Annotated in this window: 20 protein-coding genes; 11 read left to right on the top strand and 9 right to left on the bottom strand. The window is 69.5% G+C overall.

From position 1 onward, the window contains the following. The first annotated feature begins 111 nt into the window (after positions 1 to 111). Both AC1DCT_RS12270 and AC1DCT_RS12265 read left to right on the top strand, forming a co-directional pair. Positions 112 to 1,110 carry an SDR family NAD(P)-dependent oxidoreductase gene (locus AC1DCT_RS12270; RefSeq protein ID WP_477429478.1) on the top strand — a complete coding sequence of 333 codons (999 nt, stop codon included), beginning with the start codon at positions 112 to 114 and terminating at the stop codon, positions 1,108 to 1,110. Between the two features lie 500 nt (positions 1,111 to 1,610). Next, entirely contained in the window at positions 1,611 to 1,919 is a 309-nt protein-coding gene (locus AC1DCT_RS12265; RefSeq protein WP_477429477.1) for a DUF7882 family protein, read from the top strand. 114 nt (positions 1,920 to 2,033) lie between these two features. On the opposite strand, the gene AC1DCT_RS12260 is transcribed toward AC1DCT_RS12265, so the two are convergent. The 6 genes from AC1DCT_RS12260 to AC1DCT_RS12235 all read right to left on the bottom strand — a co-directional run bounded on the left by AC1DCT_RS12260 (position 2,034) and on the right by AC1DCT_RS12235 (position 5,789). After that, complete coding sequence (locus tag AC1DCT_RS12260) at positions 2,034 to 3,095, bottom strand: carboxylate-amine ligase (protein ID WP_477429475.1); 1,062 nt, start codon at positions 3,093 to 3,095, stop codon at positions 2,034 to 2,036. Continuing rightward, positions 3,096 to 3,293 (bottom strand): CDGSH iron-sulfur domain-containing protein, encoded by a 198-nt coding sequence (locus AC1DCT_RS12255; protein WP_477429473.1) that lies wholly within the window; start codon positions 3,291 to 3,293, stop codon positions 3,096 to 3,098. Then, on the bottom strand, positions 3,290 to 4,336 hold the full coding sequence (locus tag AC1DCT_RS12250) for an iron-containing redox enzyme family protein (RefSeq protein WP_477429471.1): 1,047 nt from the start codon (positions 4,334 to 4,336) through the stop codon (positions 3,290 to 3,292). The genes AC1DCT_RS12255 and AC1DCT_RS12250 overlap by 4 nt, the downstream gene beginning before the upstream one ends. Before the next feature lie 173 nt (positions 4,337 to 4,509). Further along, a complete protein-coding gene (locus tag AC1DCT_RS12245; protein ID WP_477429469.1) occupies positions 4,510 to 4,695 on the bottom strand; it encodes a hypothetical protein in 186 nt (61 codons plus the stop codon). Positions 4,696 to 4,843: 148 nt separating this feature from the next. Next, positions 4,844 to 5,356 carry an N-acetyltransferase family protein gene (locus AC1DCT_RS12240; RefSeq protein ID WP_477429467.1) on the bottom strand — a complete coding sequence of 171 codons (513 nt, stop codon included), beginning with the start codon at positions 5,354 to 5,356 and terminating at the stop codon, positions 4,844 to 4,846. Further along, a complete protein-coding gene (locus AC1DCT_RS12235; RefSeq protein WP_477429465.1) occupies positions 5,346 to 5,789 on the bottom strand; it encodes a rhodanese-like domain-containing protein in 444 nt (147 codons plus the stop codon). The genes AC1DCT_RS12240 and AC1DCT_RS12235 overlap by 11 nt, the downstream gene beginning before the upstream one ends. A gap of 93 nt (positions 5,790 to 5,882) precedes the next feature. Here AC1DCT_RS12235 and AC1DCT_RS12230 point away from each other — a divergent pair, with 93 nt between their 5' ends. Next, positions 5,883 to 6,344 (top strand): Lrp/AsnC family transcriptional regulator, encoded by a 462-nt coding sequence (locus AC1DCT_RS12230; RefSeq protein WP_477429463.1) that lies wholly within the window; start codon positions 5,883 to 5,885, stop codon positions 6,342 to 6,344. A 77-nt stretch (positions 6,345 to 6,421) separates the two neighbouring features. Here the strand turns inward: AC1DCT_RS12230 and AC1DCT_RS12225 are convergent, their stop codons facing one another. Next, the gene (locus tag AC1DCT_RS12225; protein WP_477429461.1) at positions 6,422 to 8,023 is read right to left on the bottom strand and encodes an APC family permease; all 1,602 of its coding nucleotides are present in this window, start codon (positions 8,021 to 8,023) and stop codon (positions 6,422 to 6,424) included. Positions 8,024 to 8,349: 326 nt separating this feature from the next. Here AC1DCT_RS12225 and purL point away from each other — a divergent pair, with 326 nt between their 5' ends. The 7 genes from purL (at position 8,350) to AC1DCT_RS12190 (ending at position 16,361) form a co-directional block, all read left to right on the top strand. Beyond that, entirely contained in the window at positions 8,350 to 10,677 is a 2,328-nt protein-coding gene (purL, locus tag AC1DCT_RS12220; protein WP_477429459.1) for a phosphoribosylformylglycinamidine synthase subunit PurL, read from the top strand. 23 nt (positions 10,678 to 10,700) lie between these two features. Then, the gene (locus AC1DCT_RS12215) at positions 10,701 to 10,847 is read left to right on the top strand and encodes a hypothetical protein (protein ID WP_440732938.1); all 147 of its coding nucleotides are present in this window, start codon (positions 10,701 to 10,703) and stop codon (positions 10,845 to 10,847) included. Positions 10,848 to 10,974: 127 nt separating this feature from the next. Next, the gene (locus AC1DCT_RS12210) at positions 10,975 to 12,003 is read left to right on the top strand and encodes a LacI family DNA-binding transcriptional regulator (RefSeq protein WP_477429457.1); all 1,029 of its coding nucleotides are present in this window, start codon (positions 10,975 to 10,977) and stop codon (positions 12,001 to 12,003) included. Positions 12,004 to 12,230: 227 nt separating this feature from the next. Then, complete coding sequence (locus AC1DCT_RS12205; protein WP_440732936.1) at positions 12,231 to 13,610, top strand: APC family permease; 1,380 nt, start codon at positions 12,231 to 12,233, stop codon at positions 13,608 to 13,610. Beyond that, positions 13,610 to 15,214 carry an amidohydrolase gene (locus tag AC1DCT_RS12200; protein WP_477429455.1) on the top strand — a complete coding sequence of 535 codons (1,605 nt, stop codon included), beginning with the start codon at positions 13,610 to 13,612 and terminating at the stop codon, positions 15,212 to 15,214. Before AC1DCT_RS12205 ends, AC1DCT_RS12200 begins: the two co-directional genes overlap by 1 nt. A 35-nt stretch (positions 15,215 to 15,249) precedes the next feature. Further along, the gene (locus tag AC1DCT_RS12195; protein WP_440732934.1) at positions 15,250 to 15,600 is read left to right on the top strand and encodes a TraR/DksA family transcriptional regulator; all 351 of its coding nucleotides are present in this window, start codon (positions 15,250 to 15,252) and stop codon (positions 15,598 to 15,600) included. 65 nt (positions 15,601 to 15,665) lie between these two features. Further along, the gene (locus AC1DCT_RS12190) at positions 15,666 to 16,361 is read left to right on the top strand and encodes an SGNH/GDSL hydrolase family protein (RefSeq protein ID WP_477429454.1); all 696 of its coding nucleotides are present in this window, start codon (positions 15,666 to 15,668) and stop codon (positions 16,359 to 16,361) included. Between the two features lie 27 nt (positions 16,362 to 16,388). Here the strand turns inward: AC1DCT_RS12190 and AC1DCT_RS12185 are convergent, their stop codons facing one another. Next, entirely contained in the window at positions 16,389 to 17,261 is an 873-nt protein-coding gene (locus AC1DCT_RS12185) for a LysR family transcriptional regulator (protein ID WP_477429452.1), read from the bottom strand. 87 nt (positions 17,262 to 17,348) lie between these two features. Here AC1DCT_RS12185 and AC1DCT_RS12180 point away from each other — a divergent pair, with 87 nt between their 5' ends. After that, a complete protein-coding gene (locus AC1DCT_RS12180) occupies positions 17,349 to 18,578 on the top strand; it encodes an MFS transporter (RefSeq protein ID WP_477429450.1) in 1,230 nt (409 codons plus the stop codon). A gap of 34 nt (positions 18,579 to 18,612) precedes the next feature. On the opposite strand, the gene AC1DCT_RS12175 is transcribed toward AC1DCT_RS12180, so the two are convergent. Beyond that, on the bottom strand, positions 18,613 to 18,897 hold the full coding sequence (locus AC1DCT_RS12175) for a hypothetical protein (RefSeq protein WP_477229851.1): 285 nt from the start codon (positions 18,895 to 18,897) through the stop codon (positions 18,613 to 18,615). Between the last annotated feature and the right edge of the window lie 122 nt (positions 18,898 to 19,019).

Below are 19,019 nucleotides of genomic sequence, written 5' to 3'. Positions count from 1 at the left end.
TAGCGAGGTATACGCTCCTCAATAAGTGGACGCACCGTTGCGAAACAGATCACAATCCGAGGTGAGCGTCGCAACACCACCGGATCCCACGAGCTCACGAAGGAGACACACATGGCCCTGACCGCGAATTCCTCCATCGGCGACTGGCTCGCCGATCCGACCGGCGGCGAGCTGATCCGCGGGCTACTGGCGCAGTCCGGAGCGGACGCCGACTCGCTCACCCCCGTGCTCGGCCTGCCCCTGCAGCAGCTCGTCGTGATGAGCCAGGGCGCCATGCCGCAGTCCGTGGTCGACGACCTCGTGCGGGCGGCGAACGGCGGCGAGATCCCCGAGGACGCCGCTCCGACCGGTTGGATCGAGCAGACGACCCCCGACCGCTTCGCCGGCAAGACCGTCATCGTCACGGGCGCCGCGTCGGGTATCGGCAGGGCCACGGCGTCCCGCATCTCCCGCGAGGGCGGCCGCGTCATCGCGTGCGACATCGCGGCCGACAAGCTCGACGCGCTGGCCGCGGACCTCCCCGGCATCGTGACGGTCGCCGGCGACCTCACTCAGCAGGACGCGATCGACCGTGTCGTCGCCGCCGCAGCAGGCGACCGCATCGACGGCCTGGCGAACGTCGCCGGCATCAACGACGACTTCTCCCCCGCCGGCGAGACGCCCGACGCCGTGTGGGACCGCGTGATCGCGATCAACCTCACCGCGCCGTTCAAGCTCATGCGCGCGGTCCTCCCGATCATGGAAGCTGCGGGGCGCGGATCCATCCTCAACGTCTCGAGCGAGGCCGGCCTGCGCGGCAACGCGTCGGGCAACGCCTACACCGCCAGCAAGCACGGCATCATCGGCGTCACGAAGTCGGCGGCCTTCATGTACGGCCCGAAGGGGATCCGCGTGAACTCCGTCGCCCCCGGAGGCGTCGCGACGGGGATCCCGATGCCCCCGCACATGTCCGAATACGGATCCGGTCGGCTCGCGCCGTTCCAGCAGGCCATCCCGACCGTGGCGACCGCCGAGCACCTCGCCGCCTCGATCACCTTCCTGCTCTCGGACGACGCCGTGAACATCAACGGCGCGATCCTCGCTTCCGACGGCGGATGGTCGGTGCAGTAGCGCGCCAAGGGACCGCGAGGGAGGACAGAGCCCCGTGGCGGTCGGCTGCTGTCGCGCGCTACTTGCGGCGCCGCACCACCAGCACGATGAACAGCGCGACGAAGACGGCGACAAGCGCACCTGCGGTGATTCCCACGGTTCCTCCCCGGCGACGCGCCCCAGACGGGCTGCGGGCTTGGATTCTCGCACACGGATGTCAGCGCGGACCAGCCGCGGTCGTGCCGCGCGTAGCCTGAACGCCGCGCCCGGTCAACCCCCTTCGCGGCCCGATGGATCACGGCTAGCGTCGTGCTCGTCACCGGGAGATGGACACAGGAGGGAAGTTCCGGGCGCATGCGGGATCCCCAAGGCTTCAGGACTCCCGCCAAGCCGCGGAACCCCGAGGACCCGGGCCGGATAGCCACCGGCCCGGGTCCTCGCCGGTCGACGGCTGTCGGATCATCACCGCGACTTTGCGCGTCAGCCCCCAGGATCCGATCGAAAGGCGTAGCGTCCGGAGCATGGCAACCCTCTACTACGGCGGATCCGAGCACCCGATCGAGATCGAAGACGTCGCCCTCGCCCACCTCAAGATCGTGATCGCGACGAAGCTGCGCCGCAACGAGAGCTTCACGCTTTCCTGGCGCCACGACGGCGACCAGCCGCTCGGGCGCTCCACGATCTGGCTGCACCCCTCCATCCCGCTGCGGTTCGAGTTCACGGATCCGACGCCCCCCGAGATCGACCCGCGACGCGTCCAGGCCTACGCGAACTCCGCCAACACCTCCGGCGGGATCCTGCTCCCAGACGAGGCCACGCTCAACCTCTGACACGAGAGAATCCGCTCTGACACGAGAGGATCCGGCCGGGCGCAGGATCGCAGGCCGCCGTGCACGCCCCGTCGCGATCCAAGGATCCGGATCTCCGGCATCCCGCGGATCCGTTCAGCGCACCAGGCGCTCCTGATAGAGGCGCGCCAACGAGGGGAGCCCTGCGCGATATGCCTCGCGCTGCAGGGCGGCGCCGACTCGAGGCCGCTCGAGCAATGCCGCCACAGCCTCCGTCTCATCGCTGCCGTGCAGGTGCGGGGCGATCTGGTGGTGGAGCGCATGCAGCACGTCCGACGCGGAGGCGAGGCGTCCGGTTCCGGCATGGACCAGGGTCTCGCTCACGCCGTGCCGGGCGGCGTGCCAGAGCGCCGCGTCCCACGGGACCCGATCCTCGGTCGGATTCGGATGCGAGGTGCGGACGGAGTCGACGAGCGCACGGATCACGACGGCCAGCACCACCGACGACTCCGCGTCGAGCTGGGCGTCGCACACGCGCACCTCGATGGTCGGGAACATGGTCGACAGACGCACGTTCCAGTTGAGACCCCGAACATCCGACGTGGCGCCGATTCCGATCAGCGCGCCGACCGTGTCCTCGTAGTCGTCGAGGTCGCGAAACGCAGGCGGGATCCCGTACGTCGTCCAGCGGCGCGAATGGATCGCGCGCCAGCTGTCGTAACCGGTGTCGTGCGCGTCCCAGAACGGCGAGTTGGCCGACAGCGCGAGCAGGGCGGGCAGCCACCGACGCAATGCGTTCGAGGCTCTGAGGCCCAGTTCGCGATCCGCCCCGACGTGCACGTGCAGGCCGTTGATCTGGTGGTCACCGGCAAGAGACGCGACGTCGGTGGAGATGTGCTCATAGCGCGCGCCCGGACTGATCGTCGCGGATACCTGGCCGCGGAAGGGCGTGCCCGTACCCGCGGCCACCAAGCCCGCACCCGCGGCCCACTGTCCGAGTCGGCGGCGGAAGCCCCGGAGCGCATCGAGGGCGTCGGTCATCGTCGTGCACACGGGTGTCGCGTACTCGATCTGGGAGCGGAGGAACTCCCGGGCCACCGTGCCGGAAAGCCGGCCGTCGTCGAGGTGGGCAGCCGCCTCGTCGCCGCGGTCGACGGGCGCCAGGGTATCGGGGTCGAGGAGCATGAACTCCTCTTCGATTCCGAAGGTGGTCTCCATTCAGTCCGCCTTGAAGCCGGCAGCCTTGTGCGTCCCGTCGCAGAAGGGCTTGATCGCGGACAGTCCGCAGCGGCACAGGGCCACCGTGCGCCGCCGCATCACGATCGGCGTGCCATCGCTGTCCACCAGCTCCACGTCACCGCGCACGATCAACGGTCCGTCGGGGTACGGGCTGATCGTCGCGGGCGCAGACCTCATGCCGCGCTCCCCGGTGTGCGCAACGACGACTCGCCGCGCTGCCAGCTCTCCAGCACGTGCGCCGCGACCAGGCCGTCCACGGTCAGGCATGCGCCCGCCCCGAACATGATGTCCGGGAGCAGCTCGGGCTCGTCCTCGGCAAGGGCCCCGGCGAGATCGTGTCCGGCTATCTGCTCGTGCACGGCATCCGCCTCGACGTGCTCGTCGAAGTAGTCGGTCACGTCCTGGTCAAAGCCCAGGCGGCGCAGCCCGTCACCGTAGAGGCGGTTCGGGATCGATGACGTCATCTCGAATGCCGCGAGGTGACCGACGATCGCGCCCAGCAGGCGCCGGTTCACCCCGAACATCGACATCGTGTTCAGCGAGCAGAGCGTGATCGCCGGCACCGCATCGACATAACCGGCGTACGTATCGTCGAGCCCAGCGCCGCGCATCGCCTTCGCGAAGATCTCCGCGTGCACACGGTCCGGGCGACCCCCGCCGTACTCATCGGCCTGGATCTCCACGAGCGCCGCCTTGGCCCGCCCATGCAGACGCGGGATCGCCCACGAATGCGGATCCGCCTCGCGCAGGGTGTAGATCGAGCGCTGGATCAAGAACTCGAGGGCCTGCTCGCGCGTGGCCTTCTTCGCCAGGTAGCGGGACAGGCTCGGCCCCGCATCCGCGGACGTCAACGCGAACAGGGCCGAGGCCACCGCCGCTGACGACGGTTCGGGCATCGGGGCGGCCGGCACCATGTCGCGGACGGCCGCTTCGAGCTCCTCCTCCAGGACCTGCCGTACCGCGATCAACTGCGGGTCCCACTCGAGACGGGGGTCGAACTCCGGGACGGATCCATAGTGCGAGGCGTACAGGATGAAGAGCGAGAGCTGCACGTCGTCGTCGCGGAGCACGTCGACGGCCGCTGCGACGGCCTGCCGGGCGAGCGCGGCGAGGTCACTGTCGGCGCTCGCTCCCGTGAGCATGTCCAGCAGCGCGCCGCTCAGCGGGCCGCGGGCGGCGAAGGTCGTCGTGGTCGGCGATGCGGTCAAGGTCGAGGTCATGGTGGGACTCCTTGCAAGGCTCGTCGGCGCGGCTGTCGACACGGGCACGGACCCAGACTGGGGCACAGCTGCCGGTTGCCAGCATGGGCACGGACCCAGGCTGGGGCACGGCTGTCGGTTGCCGGCACGGGCACGGCGCTGCGCATCCGTGCCGACGTACGGCACGGCTCGAGTCAGTTCTCCTGGGGGTCGGCGTCGGTCTCGGCTGCGATGCGGTCGGCTTCGGCGCTGTCGATCTGTTCGTCGTTCCGATCCGGGTCGAGCTTCTCGTGGCCGTCCGGATCCTCCAGGAGAGGCGGGTCGGAGAGCTCATCCTCCGGATCCTCCGGGACCAGCGGCATCTGCGGGTTGTTCGTCATGGCGCGCTCCTTCGCATCGGGGAGTCTCGGTCTGAACCGCCGTCGGGTGACCGACGGACTCCGGGTACAGGGCACACGCTAGGCCGGCAGAACGCCGGCGTCTGCTGGCTTGTCACCACGACCCCGGCGTGCTAGCCGACGGGAGGAGCTACGTTCTGACAGCCCTTTGCAGCGGCACGCCGTGCGGAGCCGGAACCGGCTGCGCCAGCGACAGCGTGAATCGGATTTTGGCCGCTTCACGCGCGCCGTGACGACGATAGAAGCGGACGGCGTCATGGTTCCATGCCGGCGTCTGCCACTGCAGTTCCTCGGCCCCGGCCGCGCGCGCATCGGCCTGCACCGCATGCAGCAGCATCCGACCGAATCCTCGCCCGCGGACGTCGTCCCGCAGATAGAGACAGTCAAGGTGGGCATACTCCGCCGCCTGCCACGTCGAGGCCTCCATGCTCCAGGTCGCGTACCCGACTGTCTCGTCGCCGGTCACCGCCAGCAGCGCATGCAGCCGTGGAGAGTCAGCGAACAGCGATCGCCGGATCGCCTCTCCGAGATCCGGCCGCAGCTCGCCGGTGCGTTCATAGCGCGCATGCTCGCGGATCAGCTCGACGAGATCGGGCAGGTCTCCTCGGCGAGGACGACGGATCGTGACGGTCTCAGCAATCACAGCTGATGGAGGTCAACGGTGCAGTCAGCGGATCCTTAGCGCGGACCACCGGCCCGTGCGCGTCCTCGACGGGATAACCCTCCCGCGCCCAGTACTCGAATCCGCCGATCATCTCCTTGACCTGGTACCCGAGCTTGGCGAACTCCAGCGCGGCCCGTGTGGAGCCGTTACAACCCGGTCCCCAGCAGTACGTCACGACGGGCAGGTCGAGGGGGATCTCCGCGGGCGCGCGGCCGGCGATCTCGGCGGTCGGCATATGCACGGCTCCGACGATCCGGCCTTGCGCCCACGCCGCCCCGCCACGCGAATCGATCAGCACGAAGCGCGCGCCTGCTTCCTGGTCGGCGTGCACGTCGGACGCGTCAGTCTCGAAGGCCAGCTTGCCGGCGAAATGGGCCACGAGCAGATCAGTGGAGGAGGCGAGGAATGTCATGTCCGAAACGCTATTCACGTCGTTGGACGATGTGAAGGTCGCATCCACGGCAGTCCGGGCAGAGCGGCGTTGATTTCATGGCAATCTTGGCGCATGGCCGTGAATCTCCCTTTTCAGCCCGACAAGGTCGACGCAGCGATCCTGAAAGAGCTGCAGGCCAACGGCCGGCAGAGCATCGCCGACCTCGCCCGCCGGATCAACATGAGCCACAGCGCCGCCGCGGAGCGCGTGCGCCGGCTCGAGGAGGCCGGTGTCATCAGCGGATACGGCGCACACGTCGATCCGGAACGGCTGGGCTTCACGATCCTGGCCTACCTGCGCCTGCGCTACCCCAGCAGCATCTACGAGCCGCTCCACGACCTGCTCGCGGACCTCCCGGAGGTGATCGAAGCACACCACGTCACGGGAGACGACTGCTTCATCATGAAGGTCGTCGCGACCAGCATGAAGCATCTCGAACAGGTCAGCGGGAAGATCGGCACGCTCGGCAGCGTGACCACCAGCGTGGTCTACTCGTCCCCGCTCCCGCCGCGACCGCTCCTTCCCCCGGCGTGAATCGCCGCCGATCGCCGAAGTCGCTCCGGGGAGTACGCACAGGACGGTCCGCGGAGAGCGGAGGGCGATCCGCGAGGTCAGCCGCCGAGGCCGTCGTCGAAGACCTGCAGCGCCGAGGTGTCGTTCGTGGCGTCGGTGCGTGTGAGGCGCTTGCCGCGGAAGAAGTCCGGTGAGACCTTCGCCTGGACGAACATGAGGATCACGCCCAGGCCCAGCACGGTGACGCCGATGATCCCGACCAGGCCCACGCCGCCGATGTTGCTGCCGGATCCGGCTTCCGGATCCATGGCGTCGATCGTCGTCTTGACGAACACGATCAGCAGCAGGATCCCCCCGAGGCCGGGCAGCACGATCTTCATCATGATCGATCCGAAGCCCTCGCGGATCGCCGCCTTGCGGAAGTACCAGGGGCTCGCGAGCGCGGTGACGCCGTAATAGAAGCACACCATCATGCCGAGCGCCGTGATCGTGTCCCACAGCACGTCCTCGCTGATGAAGCGCATGACGGCGTAGAACACCGAGGCGACGATCGACGAGAGCAGCAGCGCCACGTGCGGCGACTTGTACTTCGGGTGCACCTTCTTCAGCGACGCGGGCAGCGCGCCGTAGTGCGACATCGCGAGCAGGGTGCGCGCGGGCGAGATCGCCGTCGAGTTGATCGACGCCATCGCGCTGACCAGGATCGCGAGCGAGAGCAGGATCGCGGCCGGGCCCATGACCGGATGCGCGAGCGCCGCGAACACGTTCTCGATGATCTCCGGGTTGCCGAGACCGGTGGGCCCGTCGCTGAGACCGGCGAACGCGACGGTGGCCGTCGCCGTACCGACGTAGAGGACGACGAGGATCGCGACGAGGATCGTCGCCGCCTTGCTCTCCGTGGAGAGGCGCCCCTTCGACGGCTTGGTCTCCTCGCCCATCGTGAGCACGGTGTCCCAGCCCCAGTACACGAAGATCGACACGGCGATGCCGGCGGCGAACGCGCTGAAGCTGGACACCTCGAACGGGTTGAACCAGCTCAGCTCGGGCAGCTTCGCCTCCTTGTTGGCGGGGTTCGCCGCGCCCACGAACATCGCGATCACGAACCACACCATCACCGCCATCTGGAAGATCACGGTGATGTACTGGAAGATCTTCGTCGAGGTCATGCCGCGGTACGAGATGAGCGTCGCGAGAGCCATGAACCCCAGGCACACCGCGATGTTGATGAACTTGTTCGCGGCGAGGTCGGCGATCGCCGGGTTGCCGACGGCGATGCTGATCGACTGGAACAGGAACTCCACGGCGATGCCGGCCAGATTCGACAGCACCAGCACGGTCGCGGCGATCAGGCCCCAGCCGGCCATCCACCCGATCCACGGTCCGAAGGCGCGGGTGGCCCACGTGAACGACGTGCCCGAGTCGGGCATCGCGGAGTTGAGCGCGCGGTAGCCGAGCGCGACGAGCAGCATCGGGATGAAGCCCATGAGGAAGATCGCGGGGGTCTGATAGCCGACCTCGCTCGCGGCGGGTCCCACCGCGGCGGTCAGCGTGTAGGCCGGGGCACACGTCGAGATCCCGATCACCAGACAGCCGAGCACTCCCACGGTGCCCGTCGGGAGGCCCTTCTTGCTGATGCCCGTGACCGAGTCGAGCGTGCGCGTAGCCGGATCCGGCGCGCCCTGGTCGTACTTCACACTCATGCGATTTCCTGCTTCCTGCGCTCCGTCGCACGGCCGCCCCGATGGCAACACGGTGTCCGGCAACGCTGCGCCCCGCGTCAATTCTATGGGTGGGCTGAAAGCGGCGCAGGCTCGGCCGCTTCGAGCAGGTGGCCCGGGCGCTCTCAACGGGTGACGATCTGCACATCCTGTGACGATCAGCACACGTTTCAGCCGGATCCGGTGTGCTGATCGTCGCATCCTGTGCAGATCGTCGCGGCGAAGCCTCCCGAAGCACGCGCGGATCCGGGCCGTCGACCGCCGGTAGACTGGACCCTGCCCCGCCTCCCCTCGCTCCAGGAGCCCGCGTGACCTCTCCGAACACCCCCACCGACCACGTCCCCGACTCGGTCGCCAACGCAGAAGCGACGCCGGAGAAGGAGCAGCCGTACGCGGCGCTCGGCCTCAAGGACGACGAATACGCGCGGATCCGCGAGATCCTGGGCCGCCGCCCCACCTCGGGCGAGCTGGCGATGTACTCGGTGATGTGGAGCGAGCACTGCTCCTACAAGTCCTCGAAGAACTACCTGCGCCGGTTCGGCCAGAAGGTCTCGGACGAGATGAAGAAGCGTCTCATGGTCGGCATGGGCCAGAACGCGGGCGTCATCGACGTGGGCGAGGGCTGGGCGGTCACGTTCAAGGCCGAGTCGCACAACCACCCGTCGTTCATCGAGCCGTTCCAGGGCGCGGCGACCGGCGTCGGCGGCATCGTCCGCGACATCATCTCGATGGGCGCCCGCCCTGTGGCCGTCATGGACGCGCTGCGCTTCGGCGCGATCGACGACCCCGACACGGCCCGCGTCGTGCACGGCGTCACCGCCGGCATCAGCTTCTACGGCAACTGCCTCGGCCTGCCGAACATCGGCGGCGAGACGGTGTTCGACGCCGTCTACCAGGCCAACCCCCTCGTGAACGCGCTCGCGGTCGGCGTGCTCCGCCACGAGGACCTCAAGCTCGCGAACGCCACCGGCGTCGGCAACAAGGTCGTGCTCTTCGGCGCCCGCACCGGCGGCGACGGCATCGGCGGTGCGTCGATCCTCGCCTCCGACTCGTTCGACGAGAAGGGCCCGACCAAGCGCCCCGCGGTGCAGGTCGGCGACCCGTTCGCCGAGAAGGTGCTCATCGAGTGCTGCCTCGAGCTGTACCGCGACGAGCTCGTCGAGGCGATCCAGGATCTCGGCGCGGCCGGCATCTCCTGCGCCACGAGCGAGCTGGCCGCGAACGGCAACTCCGGCATGCACGTGTCGCTCGACAACGTGCTGCTGCGCGACCCCACGCTGACCGCTGAGGAGATCCTCATGTCGGAGTCGCAGGAGCGCATGATGGCGATCGTCGCGCCCGAGAAGCTCGACGCGTTCATGGCCGTCGTGAAGAAGTGGGACGTGGAGACCTCGGTCCTCGGCGAGGTCACCGGCGACGGCCGCCTCATCATCGACTGGCAGGGTGAGCGCATCGTCGACGTGGATCCCTCCACCGTCGCCGTCGACGGCCCGGTCTACGACCGCCCGGTCGCCTACCCCACCTGGATCGACGCGCTGCAGGCCGACGCGGCGGAGCTGCTCCCCCGCGACAACGACCCGGAGGCGCTGAAGCAGCAATTCCTGGCGCTGCTGGAGAGCCCCAACCTCGCCGACACCCGCTGGATCACCAACCAGTACGACTACTACGTGCTCGGCAACACCGCCCTCGCCTTCCCCGACGACGCCGGCATGATCCGCGTCGACGAGGAGTCGGGCCTCGGCTTCTCGATCTCGACCGACGCGAACGGCCGCTACAGCCAGCTCGACCCCTACGCGGGTGCGCAGCTGGCTCTCGCCGAGGCGTACCGCAACGTCGCTGTCACCGGCGCGGAGCCCACCGCGATCACCGACTGCCTCAACTTCGGCTCGCCCGAGAACCCCGAGGTCATGTGGCAGTTCGGCCAGACCGTCGACGGCCTCGCGGACGGCTGCTTCGAGCTCGGCACCCCGGTCACCGGCGGCAACGTCTCGTTCTACAACCAGACCGGCGACGTGCCGATCCACCCGACCCCGCTGGTCGGCGTGCTCGGCATCATCGACGACGTCTCCCGCCGGATCCCGTCCGGCTGGCAGGACGAGGGCCAGAACATCTACCTGCTCGGCACCACCTCGACGGAGCTTTCCGGATCCGCCTGGGCCGACGTCATCCACGACCACCTCGGCGGCCTGCCGCCCAAGGTCGACCTCGCAGGCGAGAAGCGCCTGGCCGGCCTCATCGGCGCCGCGCGCGACGAGTGGCTGATCTCCTCGGCGCACGACCTCAGCGAGGGCGGCCTCGGCCAGGCGCTCGCCGAGGGCGTCATGCGCTTCGGCGTCGGCGCCCGCGTCTGGCTGACCGAGCTCATGGAGCGCGACGGCGTGGACGCCGCGACCGCGCTGTTCTCCGAGTCGGCCGGCCGCGTGATCGTGACCGTGCCCCGCGAGGACGACGTGAAGTTCCAGGGCCTGTGCGAGGGCCGGGGCTACCCCGTGCTCCGCATCGGCGTGACCGACAGCGCGCCGCAGCTCGAGGTGCAGGACGTCTTCACCGTCTCCGTCGAGGAACTGCGCGCGACCGCCCAGGCGACCCTGCCCGCCGCGTTCGGCCCGACCGTCGCGGAGCCGGTCGGCGCCTGACGGCCCGCGAAGCGAGGAAGCTCATGAACAGCACCCCCGAGGAGACCGAGGACCTCTCGATCTACAGCGCCCGGCGGCAGCGCCGGATCCGCATCACGGCCTGGGTCGTGATCGTCGCGCTCATCCTGGTGGGCGGCGGATCCGCTCTGCTCACGGTGCTGCTGGGCTGAATCGGGCACTCCGGGTGCACGGCGTCGCCGCGACGTGAGCCCGGGTCCCTCTGCCCGCACAGCGGACGGCGCCTCCCTACCCGCACAGGGGCGGCTCCCTCTGCCTGTACAGAGTAGGTTCGAGAGCATGCGACCCGACCGTGCGGTGACACTGCAGGACATCGCCGATCGCCTCGGTGTGTCCCGCTCGACCGCGTCATTCGCGATCACGGGGCGCGGCCGCGTGTCGGAGGAGATGCGCCGCCGCGTGCACGAGGTCGCCGATGAACTCGGCTACCGGCCGAACACCGTCGCCCGCAACCTCAAGGGCTCGCGCACGGGCATGCTCGCGCTGCACATCCCGCCCGACAGCACCACGATGTCGTACTACATGGAGGCGACGTTCGGCATGGTCGAGGAGGCCGAGCGCACGGGCCTCATCGTCTTCATGCTGCCGTCCGGCGAGCGAGCCGAAGGCTACGACCAGCTGCCCGCCGATGCCGTGATCCTGCTGGATCCCGCCATCGACGATCCCGCGGCGCGCACCCTCCTCTCCGGTCGGGTGCCCGTCGTCACCGGCGAGCGCGTGCCCGAGGGGCTGCCGGCCGCGCGCGGCGAGGTCACCAGCGACCACGTGCCGGCCGTCCGCGAGCTGATGGCGCATCTGCACGAGCGGGGGGCGCGGCATCCGGCGATGGTGCTCCCCGACCTGCAGAGCGACTGGGCGTTCACCGTCCGGGATGCCTTCACCGACTGGTGCACCGAGCACGGCACGCATCCCCGCACCGTCACGCTGCCGCACCCGACGGCGCCCGAGATGATCCACGCGGCGGTGGCCGAGCTCGTGCGCGACGTCAACGACCCGGTCGATGCGATCCTCGCCGTCTCCGACGGCACCGCGCTCAGCGTCGTCACCAGCGCGCAGCGGCTCGGCCGCCGCGTCGGCGAGGATCTGCTCGTCGCCGCGCTCGTCGACTCCGAGGTACTCGCCCTGGCGCAGCCTTCGGTCACCGCGATCGACCTGCATCCGCGCGAGTTCGGTCGGCGCTGCGTGCGCGCCGCCGTAGCGGTGATCGAAGCCGCCGCCGGTGATGACCGCACGGTGCGCGAGCTGGTGCCGATCTCGGTCCAGCGCCGGGCGTCCACCCGCGGCCCCGTCGTACCCCCGTCCTACTGATCCGAGGCCCCCTACGCAGAGCCCTGGTGACCTCGGGAGCCCGGGGCGCTCACCCTCGGCCGCCCAGCCCGCCCGATCCGTATCCACGATCCGCAGCTGAGCCCAGACAAGTAGTTGCGCTTGCTTTATCGATATTGCTACTCTGGCGGAACCGACGGATTCCCTGCCGCCGACACGACGACGACGTCGATCCCCCCACCCGCAACGCCCGCGGAACAGGAGCCCCCATGACTCACCCCGCCCCCGGCGAGCCGCTCGCCTCGCCCACGGAGCTCACCGCCCAGGTCACCGAAGGCCGCTTCAAGAGGGTGCTGGGCACACCATCCCTCGTGCTGTTCGGCCTCGTCTACATGGTGCCGCTCACCGCGTTCACGACGTACGGCATCGTCACCCAGCTCACCGGCGGGCGCGTGCCGATCACCTACGTGATCACCCTCGTCGCGATGGTGTTCACCGCCCGCTCGTACTCGCGGATGTCGGTCGCCTATCCGTACTCCGGATCCGCGTACATCTACACCCAGCAGAGCTTCGGCGGCGCCATCGGCTTCCTCGCCGGATGGGCGCTGCTGTTGGACTACCTCTTCCTCCCGATGATCAACTACCTGATCGTCGGGCTCTACATGAACCAGACGTTCCCGTCGATCCCGAACTGGGTGTGGATCGTCGGTGCGATCCTGCTCGTCACGGTCCTGAACGTGATCGGCATCGTCTCGGTCGCCCGCGCCAACTTCGTGATCATCGCCGTGCAGACGATCTTCATCATCGCGTTCGTCGTCTTCGCGATCGGATCCGCCACGGGCCACCACGTCGACCCGCTGCTGCCGTTCCGCGGCGACGGCACCGTGACCGGCCTGGGCCCGCTGTTCCAGGGTGCGGCGATCCTGTGCCTCTCATTCCTCGGCTTCGACTCGGTCTCGACGCTGTCCGAGGAGGCGAAGGACTCCACCCGCACCGTCCCCCGCGCGATCATGATCACCACCATCACCGCCGGCGTGATCTTCATCCTGCTCGCCTACTTCTCGCAGTGGGCCTTCCCCTCGAACAAGTTCACCTCGCCCGACACGGCGAGCATCGAAGTGGTCGCGTCGCTCGGCCAGCAGTGGCTCTCCGTGCTGTTCATCGCGGGCTTCGTCGCCGGCGGCATGGGGTCGGCGCTGACCTCGCAGGCATCGGTCGCCCGGATCCTGTTCGCCATGGGACGCGACGGCGTGCTGCCGAGCGCGATCTTCGGAAGGCTGAACAAGCGCTTCGGCACCCCGGTCATCCCGATCCTGATCGTCTCGGTCGTCTCCCTGTACGCCGCGTTCGCGGATCTGCTCACGATCTCGAACATGATCAGCTTCGGCGCCCTCATCGCGTTCTCCTGCGTGAACCTGGCGACGTTCAAGCACTACTTCATCGACCGCGGTGAGCGCAGCGGATGGCACGCGGTGAACAACCTCGTGCTGCCCGGCATCGGCTTCGCCCTGACGGTGTGGCTGTGGACGAACCTCACCGGAATGACGTTCGTCGTGGGCCTCTCCTGGCTGGCGATCGGATTCATCCTGCTCCTCATCGTCACGCGGTTCTTCCGCCGCCCCACGCCGACCCTCGACCTGAAGGAGTGATGGTGGTCGACACGATCGTCATCGGAGCGCGGGTGCGCTCGCTCGCCCCGGAGACCGGAGAGGGAGCGGACGCCGTCGCGATCACCGGCGGCCGGATCACCGCCGTCGGCCCCAGATCCGAGATCCTCCCGCTCGCGGGAGCGGGCACCGAGCTCATCACCCACGCGAGCGCGACGATCATCCCCGGTCTCGTCGATGCGCACAGCCACCCGATCTACAGCCTCGGCATCGTCCGCGGCCTGTCGCTGACCGGCGTGCACACCTATGACGAACTCGTCGCCGCCCTCGAGCGAGGCCGCGACGAGCAGGCCGGCGCGGAGTGGTTCCTGGCCTGGGGCCTCGATCCGACCGCGTTCGAGGGCCGCCCGATCGGCAACGCCGCCCTGCATGAAGTACTCGGCGTCGATCGCCCCGCCTACATCAAGATGTTCGACGCGCACTCGGGCATCGCCTCGGCGGCCGCCCTCACCCGCGCCGGCATCGACGCCCCCGTCACCTATCCGGACGGATCCGGTGCCGCGGGCGATGAGGACGGCAACCTCACCGGTCACCTGATCGAGTTCCCGACCATGGAGATCCTCGAGCGTGCCCTCCCCGTGCTCGGATTCGCCGACCGGGTCGCGCAGCTTCATCGCCTGCTGTCCGACATGGCCGCAGTCGGCATCACGGCGGCGCACGTCATGGACCTGCAGGACGAGGACGCGCTCGACCTGCTCGCCGCGATCGAGGCGACCGGCGATCTCCCCGTGCGCCTGCGGATCTCCCCCTGGGTCACGCCCGAGACGACGGACGACGAGGTCGCCGCACTCATCGCGCTGCAGGGCCGGGGCGGCCGGCGCTACGTGGTCGAAGGGGCGAAGTTCTTCATCGACGGCACCGTCGAGGGCGGCACCGCGTGGTTGTCTCGGCCCGACGCTCAGGGCGAGGGGCTGTCCTCGGCGTGGACGCCCGCCGAGGCCTACGCCGAGCGCGTGCGACAGTTCGACCATGCAGGGGTGCCCACCGCGACCCACGCGATCGGCGAGCAGGGGATCCGCTTCGTCGCGGAGACTCTCGCGGCCCTGCCGAAGGGCGGAGTGCCGCACCGCATCGAGCACATCGAATCGGTCGAGGACGACGTCATCGCCATGATCGGCGCGAACGGGATCGTGGCGAGCATGCAGCCGACGCACTGCACGCATCACGTGCGCAGGGACGGCTCCGACGACTGGTCGCGACGTCTCGGCCCCGAGCGGGCTGCCCGCGCGTGGCGCACCGCCGATGTGCGGCGCAGCGGAGCGGTGCTCGCCCTGGGCTCGGACTGGCCGGTCGCGGCGTTCGATCCGTGGGAGATCATGGCGGATGCCCAGGGCCGCCGATCCGTCGCGGTGGCCGACTCCGCACCCGTCGGGCCGGAGCAGGCGCTCAGCGCCGTCGAGGCACTCGAGGGATACACGTCGCATGCGCACCGTGCGGTCGCGTCCGATGGCGGACGGCTCGTCCCCGGCGCCCCCGCGGATCTCGTCGTGGTCGACCGCGATCCGCTGGACACCTCGCCCGAAGAGCTGCTCGGAGCGCGCGTGCTGCTCACCCTCGTCGACGGGAAGCCCACCGCCGGGCCGTGAGGCGGATGGTCCGCGGCAGGTCTAGAGTCAGCCGCATGGCCTCCGATCCCCGCGCTCTGCTCGAGGAGCTCCGCACCGCGGCGGCGACCCAGGTCACCGAGGCCGACGCCGCGGTCCGAGAGCTCCTGCACGACCGGGAGGGCTCGAACGACGACGACGAGCACGACCCGGAGGGCGTGACGCTGTCGTCCGAGTGGTCCCGCCTCACGGGGATCGCCGATGCCGCGGCTGCGAAGCTGCAGCAGGTCGACCACGCGCTCGCGCGCCTGGACGCCGGCGCCTACGGCATCTGCGCCTCATGCGGCCGGCCGATCCCCGCCAGTCGTCTCGAGGTGCGCCCGTTCGCCGAGCACTGCGTCGCCTGCGCCGAGCGCCTCGGACGCTGAGGGACGCCGCCGCGTCCGGGGCCGCGGGAACCGGATCCGGGTCCTTCCCCCACCAGAATGGATCCATGACCGCCGACGCCGCCGCTCTCGCCCGTGCCCTCGCCTCCGGCGCCCCGCTCACCTGGGTGCTGACGGGAGACTCGATCACGCATGGCCTGGTGCACACGCAGGGCGGCCGCACGTATGCGGAGCACCTGCACGAGATCGTCCGCGGCGAGCTCGGCCGGGTGCACGACGTCGTCATCGACACCGCGATCAGCGGCTGGCGGATCGTGCAGCTCCTGGAGGACTTCGATCGCCGGGTCGCCACGTGGCGCCCGCAGCTGGTCACGGTCATGATCGGCACGAACGACTGCTCGGACGCGGGCGCGTTCCCCGTGATCACGCCCGACGAGTTCGCGGCGTCGCTGACCGAGTTCGTCCGGCGTGTGCGCGAGCTCGGTGCGATCCCGGTGCTGCAGACGCCGCCGGCCGTGGACGTGCCGAACGCTCCGGAACGCGGTCGCATCGCCGCGTTCGCACAGGCCGTCCGCGACGTCGCCGCCGCCGAGGACGCGATGCTCGTTGACCAGTTCGCCCGTTTCGCCGAGCTCGGCAACGGCGGGGTGCCGTGGGGGCTCATGAACGACCCGTTCCACCCCAACGCCACCGGACACCAGGCACTCGCGCTCGAAATCGCCGAAACCCTGGGACTGGACCCGGTCGCTTCCCGCGTGCTGCCGAAGCTCCGCGCCGACATCGCCGCGGGCCGGCTGAACTGAGCCGAGCGCACCCTCGGTGCACCCGCTTCATCGGTAGGCGGCGAGGAACTCCTCGATCAGCGCCGCTGCCGGGGCGCTGGGCTGGCGGGGGCTGATGATGCTGAGGTCCCAGTCGATCTGCTCGGCGAGCGCCACCGACACGACGCCGTCGACAGGCGTGATGAGCAGTTCCGGAAGCACCGCGATGCCGAGGCCCGTGGCGACGAACACCGGTATTGCACTCGTCTCCGTCACTTCGGCGCGGATGTCGCGGACGATGCCCCGTGCGGCGAGTGCGGAGTCGAGGACGTCGCGATTGCCGAATCCGGCGGGCGTGTCGACGAAGTGCTCGGCAGCGATCTCTGCCAGGCCGATCTCCGCGCGCCGAGCGAGCTCGTGGTCCTCGGACAGGATGACCCGGTACGGCGTCGTCGCGAGGCGATGCACGGCCAGGCCGGGAGCGGCCGACGCCGGAAGGCCGAAAAGGCTGAGATCGACCCGACCCCGTCGCACCGACTCCAGCAGCTCGCCGGATCCGCCAGAGGTGCCGCGCAGACGGAGTTCCACCAGTGGATTCGCACGGTGGAATGCTCCGATGACGCGGGGAACGGCCATGGAACTGATACTCGTGAACATGCCCATGCGCAGGAGCCCGCGCAGTTCCCCGCGCGGATCCGCCGCCGCCCTGGCGCGGGCTTCGGCATCAGCGAGCTCGCGCAGCACGGGGAGGACGGCCTCGCCGGCCGGGGTGATCCGCACCCCGCGTTGATCGCGTTCGAAGAGCGCGGCGCCCAGTTCCTTCTCCAGCGCGCGCACCCCCGCCGAGACGGTCGACTGCCCGGCGTACACGCGCTGCGCGGCCCGGGTGAAGCTCAGCTCGTCGGCGACGGCGATGGCGTACTCGGCCTGACGGGTGTCCACGTGACCTCCTTGCCATCGATCAGAGCGATGACAGTGATCCATGATAATCGTTGGACTCGATGATGCCCGAGGGAAAGCATGGAAGCCGTGACCACCTCGACAGCATCCCCTTCCCTCGTCTCCGCCCGACGACTCCCGCACCACGCCGGCTTCTGGATCATCGCCGTCGCGTTCCTCACGGAGATGGCGTTCTGCGCGATCCCCACACCGCTGTACGCGATCTACCAGCAGCGCGACGGCTTCCCGACGATCGTCCTCACGGTGATCTTCGTCGCCTACGCGGTCGGCGTGATGGTGAGCCTGTATCTGGCGGGCCACGTCTCCGACTGGCTCGGCCGCCGTCGCGTGATCCTCGGATCGCTCCTGATCAACGTGCTCTCCGCCGTCCTCTTCCTCGTATGGACGGACGTGACCGGCCTCATCGTCGCCCGCTTCGTCTGCGGGCTCGGCGTCGGCATCCTGACCGCGACCGCGACGGCGCACCTCTCGGAGCTCGGCGCCGCCGCGGGACGGTCCGGGGGACGTTCGTCACTCGTGTCGACGTTCGCGAATCTCGGCGGCATCTCCCTCGGGCCGCTGGTGGGCGGCGTGGTCGCCACCTGGGCAGCGCGTCCTCTCGTGACTCCGTATGCGATCTTCGCCATCCTCCTCGCCGTGGAGGCGGTCGTCGTGGCCTTCGTGCCGGAGACCGTCGAACGCCGCGAAGAGCGGCCCGCCTACCGGCCGCAGCGCGTGGCAATCCCGGCTGAGGGACGGGCGGCCTTCTGGTCGGCTGCGGCGGCCGCGTTCGGCGCATTCGCGGTCTTCGGCACCTTCATGGGCCTCTCGTCGACATTCCTCGGCCGGGTGCTCGGCGTGCATTCGCCCCTGCTGGTGGGCGTCGCGCCGTTCATCCTCTTCATGGCTGCCGCCGCGGCGCAGATGCTCACGACGACGGTCCCGGCGCGGGCGCAGCTCATCAGCGCGATCGCCCTGGCGGTGCTCGGTCTCACCACCGTCTCGGCGGGTGCCGTGCTCACGTCGCTGGCACTCTTCCTGATCGGAGGGGGCATCGCGGGCGCCGGTATCGGGATCCTGTTCCGCAATGCGCTGACCACCGCGGCGTCGGCGGCCGCGCCGGAACGACGAGGCGAGGCGCTCGCCGCGATCTTCCTGATCGCCTACGCGGGCATGACCCTTCCTCCTCTGCTCGCGGCGGGCGCCCTGAGCATCTGGACCCCCGTGTCAGTGCTCATCGGACTCAGCGCCCTCGCAGGTCTGCTCGTGGTCGCGTCCGGCGGGAGGATGCTGCGCCGCTCGACGCCGACGGCGGCGTGATCGGTGCGTGCTCGACCGCCCCGGCGAACTCCCGTCACGAGGCTCCATCTCGCACGCTGACTCGTTCTCTCATGCGGCGCCGGAGCGCGACGAGGTAGGCGCGGCCGAATTGAATGCCGTAGGTGATCTCGCGGTCGGAAGCGTCCGAACCCTCCGGAATGCTGCGTGCGCCGACGGCGACTTCCGCCAGCATCGTCGCTGCGTCATCGATCGGTCGACGCACGTGGAACCAACTCGCGCCAGACTGCAACGCGGCGTCCGAACGCGCCGTCGCTTCGTCGAGCAGCGCCGAATACCATCGATCGGACTCGTGGGACACTGACCGCCTCCTCCAGGATGACTGCGGGCATTCATCAGGAGAGACGGGCGAAGCGGGCTTCGATTACGCGACAACACCGATCCTTCACCCGTTCTTCGCCGCCGCTTCATCCTCGTCCTAGC

The organism is Microbacterium sp. 10L49, from assembly GCF_056395125.1.
This window is presented reverse-complemented; position numbering and strand designations above follow the sequence as displayed.

Bases quoted from the DNA above. Each gene is read 5' to 3' on its own strand.
- AC1DCT_RS12270 (WP_477429478.1), top strand. From the start codon at position 112: ATGGCCCTGACCGCGAATTCCTCCATCGGCGACTGGCTCGCCGATCCG.
- AC1DCT_RS12265 (WP_477429477.1), top strand. From the start codon at position 1,611: ATGGCAACCCTCTACTACGGCGGATCCGAGCACCCGATCGAGATCGAA.
- AC1DCT_RS12260 (WP_477429475.1), bottom strand. From the start codon at position 3,095: ATGGAGACCACCTTCGGAATCGAAGAGGAGTTCATGCTCCTCGACCCC.
- AC1DCT_RS12255 (WP_477429473.1), bottom strand. From the start codon at position 3,293: ATGAGGTCTGCGCCCGCGACGATCAGCCCGTACCCCGACGGACCGTTG.
- AC1DCT_RS12250 (WP_477429471.1), bottom strand. From the start codon at position 4,336: ATGACCTCGACCTTGACCGCATCGCCGACCACGACGACCTTCGCCGCC.
- AC1DCT_RS12245 (WP_477429469.1), bottom strand. From the start codon at position 4,695: ATGACGAACAACCCGCAGATGCCGCTGGTCCCGGAGGATCCGGAGGAT.
- AC1DCT_RS12235 (WP_477429465.1), bottom strand. From the start codon at position 5,789: ATGACATTCCTCGCCTCCTCCACTGATCTGCTCGTGGCCCATTTCGCC.
- AC1DCT_RS12230 (WP_477429463.1), top strand. From the start codon at position 5,883: ATGGCCGTGAATCTCCCTTTTCAGCCCGACAAGGTCGACGCAGCGATC.
- AC1DCT_RS12225 (WP_477429461.1), bottom strand. From the start codon at position 8,023: ATGAGTGTGAAGTACGACCAGGGCGCGCCGGATCCGGCTACGCGCACG.
- AC1DCT_RS12215 (WP_440732938.1), top strand. From the start codon at position 10,701: ATGAACAGCACCCCCGAGGAGACCGAGGACCTCTCGATCTACAGCGCC.
- AC1DCT_RS12210 (WP_477429457.1), top strand. From the start codon at position 10,975: ATGCGACCCGACCGTGCGGTGACACTGCAGGACATCGCCGATCGCCTC.
- AC1DCT_RS12205 (WP_440732936.1), top strand. From the start codon at position 12,231: ATGACTCACCCCGCCCCCGGCGAGCCGCTCGCCTCGCCCACGGAGCTC.
- AC1DCT_RS12200 (WP_477429455.1), top strand. From the start codon at position 13,610: ATGGTGGTCGACACGATCGTCATCGGAGCGCGGGTGCGCTCGCTCGCC.
- AC1DCT_RS12195 (WP_440732934.1), top strand. From the start codon at position 15,250: ATGGCCTCCGATCCCCGCGCTCTGCTCGAGGAGCTCCGCACCGCGGCG.
- AC1DCT_RS12190 (WP_477429454.1), top strand. From the start codon at position 15,666: ATGACCGCCGACGCCGCCGCTCTCGCCCGTGCCCTCGCCTCCGGCGCC.